The 12,139-nt window shown below is 71.7% G+C and carries 9 protein-coding genes and 11 pseudogenes; 17 read left to right on the forward strand and 3 right to left on the reverse strand.

Annotation, left to right across the window (positions count from 1 at the left end; genetic code table 11):
* The 8 genes and pseudogenes from FF86_RS43820 to FF86_RS08655 form a co-directional block, all read left to right on the forward strand.
* Positions 1 to 513, forward strand: a pseudogene (locus FF86_RS43820) (pantoate--beta-alanine ligase); the annotation flags it as partial.
* Positions 514 to 515: 2 nt separating this feature from the next.
* Positions 516 to 1,028: an aspartate 1-decarboxylase gene (gene panD, locus FF86_RS08630; protein WP_044883977.1), complete on the forward strand. Its 513-nt coding sequence runs from the start codon at positions 516 to 518 to the stop codon at positions 1,026 to 1,028.
* Positions 1,025 to 2,725: an L-aspartate oxidase gene (locus FF86_RS08635; RefSeq protein WP_044883978.1), complete on the forward strand. Its 1,701-nt coding sequence runs from the start codon at positions 1,025 to 1,027 to the stop codon at positions 2,723 to 2,725. The genes panD and FF86_RS08635 overlap by 4 nt, the downstream gene beginning before the upstream one ends.
* A gap of 98 nt (positions 2,726 to 2,823) precedes the next feature.
* Positions 2,824 to 3,795: a carboxylating nicotinate-nucleotide diphosphorylase gene (nadC, locus tag FF86_RS08640; RefSeq protein WP_370657241.1), complete on the forward strand. Its 972-nt coding sequence runs from the start codon at positions 2,824 to 2,826 to the stop codon at positions 3,793 to 3,795.
* The coding region (locus FF86_RS08645; RefSeq protein ID WP_242418408.1) for a type III pantothenate kinase at positions 3,795 to 4,373 on the forward strand (579 nt) is incomplete at its 3' end. The genes nadC and FF86_RS08645, both read left to right, overlap by 1 nt.
* A gap of 1 nt (position 4,374) precedes the next feature.
* A pseudogene (locus FF86_RS43825) lies at positions 4,375 to 4,547 on the forward strand (pantothenate kinase); the annotation flags it as partial.
* Positions 4,548 to 4,780: 233 nt separating this feature from the next.
* Complete coding sequence (locus FF86_RS08650; RefSeq protein ID WP_082121707.1) at positions 4,781 to 5,587, forward strand: SGNH/GDSL hydrolase family protein; 807 nt, start codon at positions 4,781 to 4,783, stop codon at positions 5,585 to 5,587.
* A gap of 158 nt (positions 5,588 to 5,745) precedes the next feature.
* Positions 5,746 to 6,012: a type II toxin-antitoxin system HicB family antitoxin gene (locus FF86_RS08655; protein WP_035923406.1), complete on the forward strand. Its 267-nt coding sequence runs from the start codon at positions 5,746 to 5,748 to the stop codon at positions 6,010 to 6,012.
* Positions 6,013 to 6,040: 28 nt separating this feature from the next.
* Here FF86_RS08655 and FF86_RS65695 read toward each other — a convergent pair.
* Both FF86_RS65695 and FF86_RS65700 read right to left on the reverse strand, forming a co-directional pair.
* Positions 6,041 to 6,198: type II toxin-antitoxin system HicA family toxin (locus FF86_RS65695; protein WP_396229818.1), on the reverse strand; the 158-nt coding region annotated here is incomplete at its 5' end.
* Between the two features lies 1 nt (position 6,199).
* A pseudogene (locus tag FF86_RS65700) lies at positions 6,200 to 6,280 on the reverse strand (hypothetical protein); the annotation flags it as partial.
* 1,455 nt (positions 6,281 to 7,735) lie between these two features.
* Between FF86_RS65700 and FF86_RS43830 the strand changes: the two are divergent.
* The 8 genes and pseudogenes from FF86_RS43830 to FF86_RS43860 all read left to right on the forward strand — a co-directional run.
* Positions 7,736 to 7,843, forward strand: a pseudogene (locus FF86_RS43830) (Fe-S oxidoreductase); the annotation flags it as partial.
* Between the two features lie 501 nt (positions 7,844 to 8,344).
* Positions 8,345 to 8,904 (forward strand): Clp protease N-terminal domain-containing protein (locus tag FF86_RS43835; protein ID WP_304438109.1); only part of this gene is annotated, 560 nt, incomplete at its 3' end.
* 1 nt (position 8,905) lies between these two features.
* A pseudogene (locus FF86_RS62055) lies at positions 8,906 to 8,953 on the forward strand (hypothetical protein); the annotation flags it as partial.
* A gap of 1 nt (position 8,954) precedes the next feature.
* Positions 8,955 to 9,340: pseudogene (locus FF86_RS43840) on the forward strand (AAA family ATPase); the annotation flags it as partial.
* Position 9,341: 1 nt separating this feature from the next.
* A pseudogene (locus FF86_RS43845) lies at positions 9,342 to 9,754 on the forward strand (UvrB/UvrC motif-containing protein); the annotation flags it as partial.
* 1 nt (position 9,755) lies between these two features.
* Positions 9,756 to 10,416 (forward strand): annotated as a pseudogene (locus FF86_RS43850) (AAA family ATPase); the annotation flags it as partial.
* Position 10,417: 1 nt separating this feature from the next.
* Positions 10,418 to 10,626, forward strand: a pseudogene (locus FF86_RS43855) (hypothetical protein); the annotation flags it as partial.
* A 3-nt stretch (positions 10,627 to 10,629) separates the two neighbouring features.
* Positions 10,630 to 10,849, forward strand: a pseudogene (locus tag FF86_RS43860) (hypothetical protein); the annotation flags it as partial.
* 110 nt (positions 10,850 to 10,959) lie between these two features.
* Here the strand turns inward: FF86_RS43860 and FF86_RS08675 are convergent.
* Positions 10,960 to 11,712, reverse strand: coding sequence for a sulfite exporter TauE/SafE family protein (locus tag FF86_RS08675; protein WP_370657240.1), 753 nt, complete (start codon positions 11,710 to 11,712; stop codon positions 10,960 to 10,962).
* 280 nt (positions 11,713 to 11,992) lie between these two features.
* On the opposite strand from FF86_RS08675, the pseudogene FF86_RS43865 reads away from it, so the two are divergent.
* Positions 11,993 to 12,139: pseudogene (locus FF86_RS43865) on the forward strand (fibronectin type III domain-containing protein); the annotation flags it as partial.

Below are 12,139 nucleotides of genomic sequence, written 5' to 3' on the forward strand. Positions count from 1 at the left end.
GCGGTGCTGGAGGGGGCGTCCCGCCCCGGCCACTTCGACGGGATGCTCACCCTCGTCGGGACCATGCTGCACCTGGTCCAGCCCGACCTGGCGTTCTTCGGGCGCAAGGACGCCCAGCAGCTCGTCTGCATCCGGCGGATGGTCGCCGACCTCGCCTTCGACGTGACCGTGATCGGGGTGGAGACGGCCCGCGAGCCCGACGGCCTGGCGAGGTCGAGCCGCAACGTCTACCTCACCGCCGAGCAGCGGACCGACGCGCTCGCGCTGTCCCGGGCGCTCGCCGCCGGCGCGGCGGCCGCCGGCGACGGGGCGCCGGCGGTGCTCGCGGCCGCGCGCGCCGTGCTCGACGCGGCGGACGGCGTGGACGTCGACTACCTCGAACTGGCCAGCCCCGAGGACCTGGGGCCGGTGCGCGGCGGCCCCGCGCTGCTGCTCGTCGCCGCCCGCGTGGGCACGACCCGCCTCATCGACAACATCTCGCTCATCCTCCCCACCGACACCCAGGGAGCCTGACCGTGCTGCGCACCATGCTCACCGCCAAGATCCACCGGGCCACGGTCACCCAGGCCGACCTGCACTACGTAGGCTCGGTGACGATCGACGCCGACCTGCTCGAGGCCGCCGACCTGCTCCCCGGCGAGCAGGTGACGATCGTCGACATCAACAACGGGGCCCGCCTGGAGACGTACGCGATCGCGGGCCCGGCCGGCAGCGGCGTGATCGGCATCAACGGCGCGGCGGCCCGGCTGGTCCAGCCCGGGGACCTCGTCATCATCATCGCCTACGGGATGATGGATGACGCCGAGGCGCGCCGGCACGTCCCGAGGGTGCTGTTCGTCGACGCCGAGAACCGGATCATCGGCCGTGGGCACGACCCGGCCGAGGCGCTTCCCGACGATCCCTCGAGCCTGCGCGGCGACGTCGCCGTGCCGGCCAACCCGGTGACGGCCGCCGCCCGCCGGGGCACCCCGGTCCACCAGGCCCCCGTCGCGGTCGCGGCGAGCCGGACGGTCGTGGCGCCCCGGTGATCGTGCTACCGTGCCGGCTCGGCGCGCCGCGTCCAGGATGGAGCCGCGCCGCGGACATCGTCGTCATCGGATCGGGGATCGCCGGCCTCACCGCGGTCCTGCACCTGCGCCGGGAGCTGCCCGCGGCCCGGGTCCTGCTGGTCACGAAGGCGCATCTCGACGCCGGCTCCACCCGCTGGGCGCAGGGCGGGATCGCCGCGGCGCTCGCCGCCGAGGACTCCCCCGCCGACCATCTCGCCGACACCCTCGTCGCCGGCGTCGGCCTGTGCGACCCGGACGCCGCGCGGGTGCTGGTCGACGAGGGACCGGCCCGGGTGCGGGAACTCGCCGAGCTCGGCGCGCGCTTCGACCGGGCCGACGACGGCTCGTTCGCCCTCACCCGCGAGGGCGGACACCTGCGCAACCGGATCGTCCACGCCGGCGGCGACGCCACCGGGCTGGAGGTCGAGCGGGCCCTGATCGCCGCGGTGCGGGCCGATCCGGCGGTCGAAGTGATCGAGAACGCGCTCGTCCTGGACCTGCTGCGGGATGCCGACGGCCGGGCGGCCGGCGCGACCCTGCACGTGCTCGGCGAGGGCAGTCAGGACGGCGTCGGGGCGGTCACCGCGCCCGCGGTCGTGCTCGCGACCGGCGGGATGGGGCAGATCTTCGCCTCGACCACCAATCCGGGCGTCTCCACCGGCGATGGCGTGGCACTGGCGCTGCGGGCCGGCGCCGTCGTCGCCGACCTGGAGTTCGTCCAGTTCCACCCGACCGCGCTGTGGCTGCCGCCGGCGGAATCGGCCCAGGTGGGCGCCCAACCCGGCGGCCAGCAGCCGCTGGTCAGCGAGGCGATGCGCGGCGAGGGCGCCGTCCTCGTCGACGCCGCCGGAGCGCGGGTGATGGCCGGTGCCCACCCGCTCGCCGACCTCGCCCCCCGCGACGTCGTCGCCAAGCAGATGTCGCGGGTGATGGCCGCGCAGGGGGTCGAGCACCTCTACCTCGACGCCCGGGGGCTCGGGGCGCAGACGATCGAGCGACGCTTCCCCTCGATCACCGCTCGCTGCCGCTCCGTCGGCGTCGACCCGGTGACCATGCCGATCCCGGTCGCGCCGGCCGCCCACTACGCCTCCGGCGGGGTGCGCACCGACCTGTGGGGCCGCACCACCGTCCCCGGCCTGTACGCCTGCGGGGAGGTGGCCTGCACCGGGGTGCACGGCGCCAACCGGCTGGCGTCGAACAGCCTGCTGGAGGGCCTGGTCTTCGCCGCCCGCATCGCCCAGGACATCGCGGGCGCCGAGCACGCGGGCCGGTGCCGGGACGCGGTGCCGGCCGCCCCGGTCGTCGGCCGGGGCAGCGGACTGACCGATCCGGCCGAACGCGCCGAGCTGACCCGGGCGATGACCGACGGCGCCGGGGTGCTGCGCAGCGCCGACAGCCTGCGGGCGACGGCGAAGGTCCTCGCCGGCCTCGGGGACCTTCGGGTCAGCGGCGCAACCGTGACCGCCGGCCCGCCGGCCTGGGAGATGACCAATCTGCGTACCGTCGCAACCGCGCTGGTCGCCGCCGCCGCGACCCGCACGGAGACGCGGGGCTCGCACTGGCGGGAGGACTTCGGTGACCGCGACGACGCGCACTGGCTCGGCCGGATCCTGACCCGGCTCGACCCGGAGGGGGAACTGATCATCAACGTCGAACCCATGCGGCCGGCGCCGTGAGCGGGACCGACGTGCACGGCCAGACCGACGGGCACGGCCAGACCGAGGTGCACGGCTGGACCGAGGTGCACGGCTGGACCGAGGTGCACAGCGGTCGGCTGTCCCCCGCCACCCGCAGCGCGCTGGCCGCGGCCGGCCTTGACCCCGAAGGCGTCGTCGCGGTGATCGGCCGGGCCGTCGCCGAGGACCTGCCGAGCTGCGAGCCGGACGGCCCGGGCGGCGCCGGCGCGGTCGACGCCACCTCCGAGGCGACCGTCGACGCTGCCCTGGTCGGGCACGGCGCCCTGGTCAGCCGCGCGGCGGGGACGGTCGCCGGGCTGCCGGTGGCCGCGGCCGTGTTCGAGAGCCTGCTCGGCCGGTCCGTGACCGTCACCCTGACCGCCCGCGACGGCGACGCCGTCTCCCCCGGCACGACGGTGGCCCGGGTCAACGGCCCGGTCCGGGGCCTGCTCACCGCCGAGCGCACCGCGCTGAACCTGCTGTGCCACCTGTCCGGGATCGCCACGCTGACCCGGGCCTGGGTCGACGCCGTCGCCGGGACGGGCGCGGCGATCCGCGACACCCGCAAGACACTGCCCGGCCTGCGCGCCCTGGAGAAGTACGCCGTGCGCTGCGGCGGGGGCAGCAATCACCGGATGTCGCTGACCGACGCCGCCCTGATCAAGGACAACCACGTGGTCGCCGCCGGCGGGGTGGCGGCGGCCTTCGCCGCGGTGCGGGCCCGGTTCCCGGGGCTGCCCGTCGAGGTCGAGTGCGACACCGTCGACCAGGTCGCCGAGGCGGTCGCCGCGGGGGCGGACCTCATCCTCTGCGACAACATGACCCCGCGGGACCTGCGGGCCTCGGTGGCCGTCGCGAGGCCCGCGGGGGTACGCCTGGAGGCCAGCGGCGGGCTGAGCCTGCGGGTGGCCGCGGACATCGCGGCCACCGGGGTGGACTATCTTGCGGTCGGCGCCCTGACCCACTCGGCGCCCGCTCTCGATCTCGGCCTCGATCTCGATCCCGGCCGGCAGTCGGGACCGGACTGCGCGGGCCCGAGCCCGGCGGGCCCGACCGTGGAGGAGTCCTGATGCTGCTCGCCATCGACGTCGGCAACACCAACACCGTCGTCGGCGTCTTCGACGGCGACGACCTCGCCGACTCCTGGCGGGTCCGCACCGATCCGCACGCCACCGCCGACGAGCTCGTGCTGCTCTACCGCGGGCTGCTCGGCGAGCATCGGATCACGGGCGTGTCGATCTGCTCGACGGTCCCCGCGGCGCTGCGGGAGCTGCGCCGGATGGTGGTCCGCGCCTTCCGCGACATTCCGGTCGTCATCGTCGAACCGGGTACCCGGACGGGGGTGCCGATCCTGATCGACAACCCCAAGGAGGCCGGGGCGGACCGCATCATGAACACGCTCGCCGCGCATCACCTGTACGGCGGGCCGGCGATCGTCGTCGACTTCGGGACCTCGACGAACCTGGACGTGGTCTCGGCGCGGGGCGAGTTCATCGGCGGGGTGCTCGCGCCCGGCATCGAGATCGCGCTGGACGCGCTGGCGTCCCGGGCGGCGCAGTTGCGCAAGGTCGAGCTCACCCCGCCGCGGTCGGTGATCGGCAAGAGCACCGTCGAGGCGCTGCAGTCCGGGATGATCTACGGGGTCGCCNGGCAGGTGGACGGGCTGGTCCGACGGATCCGCGCCGAACTCGGCGCGCACGCGACCGCGATCGCCACCGGCGGGCTCGCCTCGCTCGTCGTCAAGGAGAGCGAAACGCTCGACCGGCACGAGCCGCATCTCACACTCATCGGTCTCCGCCTGGTCTTCGAGAAGAACATCTGATTCCGGCCCCGGCGTGATTCGTCCGGCGAGCGGCGGACGAATTCTCCCCCGGATGGTGGTCGGACAACCGACAGCCCGCCGGATCCGGGGTGCGCGACCGGTTCCACCGGTTACGATTCCAAGCTATGCGGGACCGATCCTCGGAGGCTTGGACGGGTGACGGGCCCGGCCGGGCCGGGCGTCTCGTCCGGCCCTTCCTTCTCGCGCTGTCGACGGTATTTCTGTATACCGCCGTGACGGCGTCGTCCGGATGGAATGCACCGGCGTTCGCGGCGGCGCGCCCCCGCACCCTGGCGGTGCTGGGCGACTCCTACTCCTCCGGCGAGGGCAGTCCGCCCTTCGACGTGCTCACGCCCCGCTGTCGGCGTAGCAACCAGGCGTGGCCGCGAAAACTCGCCACCATGGAGCCGCCGGCCACCGTCGCGCTGTTCGCCGCGTGCGCCGGGGCGACCACGGACGCCCTCAACGAATCGTTCAAGGGCGAAGTGCCACAGCTCACCCAGTTGCGGCGGCTGCGCACCGCCCCGGATGTCGTCACCATCACCATCGGCGGCAACGACGCCGGTTTCAGCAACGTAATCCTGAGCTGCTTCGCCTGGAAATGTTTCTGGGATGGCGAGGACAAGCGCGAGCGAAATCTCATCACCAAGGAACTCCCGGACGTCCTGAGCGCGAACTATGCTGCGGTGAAGGCGGCGGCGCCACACTCCAGGATCCTCGTCGTCGGATATCCCGACATCTTCCCGAGCAGCCAGCGCAAGAACACCTGTAAATGGCTGAGCAACACCGAACGGCGCCAGCTCACCAACCTGAACAGCCAGTTGAACCGGGTGATCCGACGGGCGGCGGCCGACGCGGACGTGGAGTACGTCGCGACCGACCGGGCGCTGCGCGGCCACGAGATCTGTACCAAGGACTCCTGGGTGGCCCCGATCGGCCTGCTGCCGCCGGCCCGCGACCTCAGCGCGCACCCGACGGCCCGCGGCCAGCAGGCCATCGCCACGGCGGTCGACCGCTACCTCGCCGATGACCGCCGCTGACCCTCCGTCCGGCGGTGCCCGGGGGCGATCGCGGCCGGCGATGGCACGATCAGGTCCTGAAGGAGGGGTGGTCTTCAGCCGGTACCCGAGGCGGCTGGCTCCCCTGAACGCTAGGCTCTCACCTAACGCAGATGTCGGCGGCTTGGAAGCAGACAATCATGACGATACGTAGTGCAGACCAGGTCTATACGATACGTATCGAACCGGCGGAAATCGACGGCGGCTACATCGCGGAGGTCCTCGAGCTCCCAGGGTGCGTGTCCCAGGGCGACAGTCTCGACGAGACGGTGGACAACATCCTCGACGCGATGATCCTCGTCCTGGAGGTCCAGAGCGGCCAGCACCTCAGCGTGGGCCGGCACGAGCAGCCCGACGCCGACAGACTACCGACGGAGCTGTCCGTCCCGGTCCGGGTGGCGGCCTGAGCTCCGCGGCCCCTACGACAGCGGATCGTCAGCGCCGCCGGAAGTAGTCGCAGTACTCCTCCGGGGTGAGTCCGGCTCGTTCGATGAGCTTGGCCAGCAGCGGCCGCTTGACCTCCTGTCCATTGCAGGGCACCGAGAGATTCGCCTGCACCCCGGCCCGGCGGAGCACGACGTGGCTACCGCTGCNGCGAGCCACCTCCCAACCCGCCCGTTGGAACGCGGCCACATGCCGGTCTCCGACCGCGACGGGAAGATCTTTCAGCCCCATCAACCCTGGCCTATTCGTCGTCGAATGGAACAGACTTGCGTAGCGCCGTAACAGCCGGGCCGTGAACAGAAGATCTCCGACCCGTGCACACGCACCGTACCGGCAAGGGATGNACGATCCCCGCCCAGGTACGCACACGGATCGCCGAGAGCTACAAAACGTTCCATAACGGACACAACGTGTCAAGCTGACACTGTCGCGGTAGGTGATCGGCGACTTTCCGGTATGGGTGGCCACGGCAGATCACAGCGCCCCAGTCGTGCCGCGCCGCCGGGCCGACCACGCCGCCGCGCCGCCGACCGATCTCGCCCACCCGTTCGCGCCAACGGCTCGCACCCCGCCACCTGCGGTGCGGCACTCCAAGGTGACCTGCGGATGCGCGACGCCGACGACCCGAGGACAATCGGCCACGTTATGCAGTCGGGTGCGAGCTCGCGGCCAACTCCGGCGCGAGCGCCGGAGGACGGCGGATGTCGGTTCTACCACTTGCACGCAGGGTGGCGGTGAGGTGCCGCAGAGCCCACAACGGATAGGGGCCGCGGAACACCTCATGCCCGGCATGCATGCCGGTGGGGCCACACGCATTTGACAGCAAGCCTGAAGTTAGCCTTACCTAAGTAAATGCTCGTGCCACTGCCGGCTCCCGCAACGCCGCGGGAGCCGGCCGCCGAAGGCGGATCCTCGCCTCCCCGATCCCCACGGGAGTCGAGCGCGACCGCCGCCCAGGGAATGGTCCCGCCTAGCCTCGCCAGCGCGCTGGAACCTCGCAGCCTGTGTCACGGCGTGCCGACCGGCCCCGGCTGGGCGGACTGCGCCTTCCTCTCCGGCCCGGCGGGAGTGACGCGGTCGCTGGCCCGGATCGCCCGGTCCCATCCCGGCGCCAGCCCCGAGGTCGCCGCGAGCTACCTGGCCAACTGGTACTCCGCCGCCGTCGTCGCGCCCGCCATCGCCTCCTACGTGCTGCTGCGGCGAGTCCCGGACCTGGGACCGGCGGGAATGTCGCTGCGGGAGCTCGACAGCGGCTGGTTCGACCGGACGGCGCTGCACCTGCCCGTCGGGACGGCGCTGGCCGACTCCGCGCCAGCCGAGGGCCCCGTCGACCGGGCGACGCGGCCCCACGTCGGGTCGGACCGGGTGGTCGGCGATCTCGCCGCGCTGCGGGAGGTCCTCGTGGACGAGGTGCTCACCCATCTGAGTCCGTTCGTCCGCGAGCTGCGGGCGCGGGTCCGACTCGGCTACCCGGCCCTCTGGGGCGCCGTGGCCGCTCAGTGCGCCCGGGCCTTCCTGCTGACCGAGCGGGCCACCGGGGACCCCGATGCGGGACGGCAGGAGGCGGACGCCTTCTTCGAACGGGNGGCCCCGACGATGCGTGCCCGCCCGCGTTGGCACGAATTCGTCCATCGCGGCCGGCCCTACACCGGGATGCGCTGTGGATCGTGCTGCCTCGCGCACCGNCTCGGGGACGAGTACTGCACGACCTGCCCCTTCACCGACGACACCGAACGGGAGCGGCGCATGCGTGCCTGGATAGATACGCAGGGTAATGGAGGTCTTGCGGTCTGACCTGCGTTCGGCACGCGGTCCGCGGTTGGCGCACGTAAAGTAGCTATAGGAAGGCGTTGAGTCCGACAATTGCAAGATCTTTAAAGTCTTGACGCCGAACAGTAACATCAAAATGNCAAAGCGATGTGCATGTGGCGCCAATCACAACAGAAGGCACCCCACCATCGACTACCGTCGGTAGCGACGAGGGAGAGTCGGCTCGGGCGGGAGACCGCCTGGCGGGCGGATCCCACCGCCCCGAGCGGGCGGGCGGCGATGGTGCCGCGCGGCTCGAGTCGTTCTGCTCTTGGCGGAACGACGTGACGGAATCATGGCTGGTCGGCCACGGTTGCCCTAGGCGTCTCNGCTGGTCGGACCGGCAGTTGAGCTGGTCCTCCGTCCCCGACGAAGTGGACGGAGCCNGCGGGTAGGTTTCTGTTCGATGCGTGAGGACATGCCTCGGCGGAGCTAGCATGCGGATACCGGCTGTCGTGTGGTCGGTCGCAGCTCGAAGGAGCGCACATGTTCGAGAGATTCACCGACCGGGCACGTCGGGTCGTCGTCCTGGCCCAAGAAGAGGCCAGGATGCTCAACCACAACTACATCGGGACCGAGCACATCCTGCTCGGCCTGATCCACGAGGGCGAGGGCGTCGCCGCCAAGGCCCTCGAGTCCCTCGGCATCTCCCTTGAGGGTGTGCGGTCTCAGGTCGAGGAGATCATCGGCCAGGGCCAGCAGGCACCGAGCGGGCACATTCCGTTCACCCCGCGTGCGAAGAAGGTCCTGGAGCTGTCGCTTCGGGAGGCCCTCCAGCTCGGCCACAACTACATCGGGACCGAACACATCCTGCTCGGCCTGATCCGCGAGGGCGAGGGCGTCGCCGCCCAGGTGCTCGTCAAGCTGGGCGCGGACCTCAACCGCGTGCGCCAGCAGGTCATCCAGCTCCTGTCCGGCTACCAGGGCAAGGGCGAGACGGCCACCTCCGGCGCTCCGGCCGAGGGCACCCCGTCCACCTCGCTGGTGCTCGACCAGTTCGGCCGCAACCTCACCGCGGCGGCGCGCGAGTCCAAGCTCGACCCGGTNATCGGGCGCGAGAAGGAGATCGAGCGCGTCATGCAGGTGCTGTCGCGCNGGACCAAGAACAACCCGGTCCTGATCGGCGAGCCCGGAGTCGGCAAGACCGCCGTCGTCGAGGGCCTGGCGCAGGCGATCGTCAAGGGCGAGGTGCCCGAGACCCTGAAGGACAAGCAGCTCTACACCCTCGACCTCGGCGCCCTGGTCGCCGGTTCCCGCTACCGCGGTGACTTCGAGGAGCGGCTGAAGAAGGTCCTCAAGGAGATCCGCACCCGCGGCGACATCATCCTGTTCATCGACGAGCTGCACACGCTGGTCGGCGCGGGCGCCGCGGAGGGCGCGATCGACGCCGCGTCGATCCTCAAGCCGATGCTCGCCCGCGGTGAGCTGCAGACCATCGGTGCCACCACCCTCGACGAGTACCGCAAGCACCTGGAGAAGGACNCCGCGCTCGAGCGCCGCTTCCAGCCGATCCAGGTCGCGGAGCCGTCGGTGGCGCACACCATCGAGATCCTCAAGGGCCTGCGCGACCGGTACGAGGCGCACCACCGCGTCTCGATCACCGACGCCGCCCTGGTCGCCGCCGCCTCCCTGGCCGACCGGTACATCTCGGACCGCTTCCTGCCGGACAAGGCGATCGACCTGATCGACGAGGCCGGCTCGCGGATGCGCATCCGCCGGATGACCGCGCCGCCGGACCTGCGCGAGTTCGACGAGCGCATCGCGGGTGTCCGCCGGGACAAGGAGTCCGCGATCGACGCGCAGGACTTCGAGAAGGCCGCCTCGCTGCGGGACAAGGAGAAGACCCTCCTGTCCGAGAAGGCGAAGCGGGAGAAGGAGTGGAAGGCCGGCGACATGNACGTCGTCGCCGAGGTGGGCGACGAGGAGATCGCCGAGGTGCTCGCCATCTGGACGGGCATCCCGGTCTTCAAGCTCACCGAGGAGGAGACGGCCCGTCTGCTCCGCATGGAGGACGAGCTGCACAAGCGGGTCATCGGCCAGCAGCAGGCCATCAAGGCCGTCTCGCAGGCGATCCGGCGCACTCGTGCCGGGCTGAAGGACCCCAAGCGTCCCGGCGGGTCGTTCATCTTCGCCGGCCCGTCCGGTGTCGGTAAGACCGAGCTGTCCAAGACGCTCGCCGAGTTCCTCTTCGGTGACGAGGACGCGCTCATCCAGCTCGACATGTCCGAGTACATGGAGAAGCACACCGTCTCGCGGCTGGTGGGCTCCCCGCCCGGCTACGTCGGCTACGAGGAGGGCGGCCAGCTCACCGAGCGGGTGCGGCGCAAGCCGTTCTCGGTCGTCCTGTTCGACGAGGTCGAGAAGGCGCACCCCGACGTCTTCAACACGCTCCTGCAGATCCTGGAGGACGGTCGCCTGACCGACTCCCAGGGCCGACTGGTCGACTTCAAGAACACCGTCCTGATCATGACGTCGAACCTGGGCACCCGGGACATCTCCAAGGGCCCCGGCATCGGCTTCGCCACCGGTCAGGGCGCCGTTGACTACGAGCGGATGAANGCGAAGGTCCAGGACGAGCTCAAGCAGCACTTCCGGCCGGAGTTCCTCAACCGGATCGACGACATCATCGTCTTCCACCAGCTCTCCGAGAACGAGATCATCCAGATCGTCGATCTCATGCTGGCCCGGGTGGACATCCAGCTCAAGAACAAGGACATGGCCCTCGAGCTGACGTCGGCTGCCAAGGCGCTGCTGGCGAAGAAGGGCTANGNCCCCGTGCTCGGCGCCAGGCCGCTGCGCCGGACGATCCAGCGGGAGATCGAGGACGTCCTGTCCGAGAAGATCCTGTACGGCACGCTCAAGCCGGGCGAGATCGTCGTCGGTGACGTCGAGGGCGAGGACGAGGACGCGAAGTTCGTCTTCCGCGGCGAGACCAAGCCGAACCAGGTGCCGGACGCGCCGCCGATCGACCTCGCCAAGTCCAGCGAGTAGCGCCAGCGGCGCGTCACCAGCGCCGCCGGACTGCGGCTGAGCCCCGGTACCCCACCAGGTTCCGGGGCTCAGTCGTTTCCGCGGCCCGCGCAATCGGCTCCGGCGCAGGCTCAGGTGTAGGCATCCCAGGCGAGGCTCGCGGCGAGGCCGAGCGCGGCCAGCCCGATGAGCACCCGCAGGATGTCGCCCGGCAGCCGGCGCACGATCAGCGGCCCGACCGCGCCGCCGATCAGCAGACCGACGGCCAGGGGCGCCACCGCGGCCCAGCGCACCGGGCCGAAGACGGCGAACCCCGCCGCCGCGACCAGATTCGCGAAGCCCGACGACACGTTCTTGATCGCATTGACCCGGGCGAGCGGCTCGGGGATCGCCACCGCGAGCACGGCGAGCAGCGCCACTCCGCCACCGGCGCCGAAATAGCCCAGGTAGATCCCGGTTCCGAAGACCGCGGCGAGCACCGCCGGGCCGCCCTCGGCCGGCGCTTCGGCCCGTCGGGCGAGGATCCGGGGCTGCGCCCACAGCAGCACGGCCGCCCCGGCGATCAGCACCGGCACCGCTCGTTCGAACGTCCGCTCCGGCAGCGTGAGAAGCAGGACGGCGCCCACCGCCCCGCCGGCGAGGGCCATCGCCGCGAACCGGGCGACCCGGTCGGTCTGACCCGCGAGCTCGGGTCGCGACCCGGCGGCCGCGCCGACCGCGACGAACAGCAGCGCCGTCGTGTTGGTGACGTTCGCCGCCAGCGGCGGCAGCCCGGTCGCGAGCAGCGCGGGGTAGGAGACGAGCGACGCCAGCCCCGCGACGGTGCTGGTGATGCCGGCCAGCACGCCGGCGCCCACCAGCAGGGCGATGTCGGCGGCGGTCAGGGTCACCCCCCGGTGTCACCCGTCCCTGGGACGGCGGGCGCCTGCGGCGTCACCCGGACAGTAGGGGATCACGGGTTCGGCCCCGGTGGCGGCGCAACGTCGGCTACCCCACACGACGTTCGGTCGATGGGCGGCCGCGGGCCATGGCACCATGCTCGTTGGTCGGCAACGAGACCAGCTCAGGTGAGACCAGCTCAGGCGGGACCAGATCGGACGGGACCGGATCAGACGGGACCAGGTCAGACGGGACCAGGTCGGACAGCAGGCGGGATCGGGTGGAGTGACGGGCGGTGCCGACGACGCCCACGGCGTCCATCTCACCTTCGGCGCCGAGCCGGCGACGGTCATGGTCGTCTCCTGGCTGACCCGCGGCCCCGTAACCCGGCCCGCGGTGCGCTGCGGGTCCCAACCCGGCACCGTCGGCGAG

Origin of the sequence: Frankia sp. CpI1-P, from assembly GCF_001421075.1 — a bacterium.
Taxonomy (GTDB): Bacteria; Actinomycetota; Actinomycetes; order Frankiales; family Frankiaceae; genus Frankia; species Frankia torreyi.

Bases quoted from the DNA above. Each gene is read 5' to 3' on its own strand.
- FF86_RS08655 (WP_035923406.1), top strand. From the start codon at position 5,746: ATGACGATACGTAGTGCAGACCAGGTCTATACGATACGTATCGAACCG.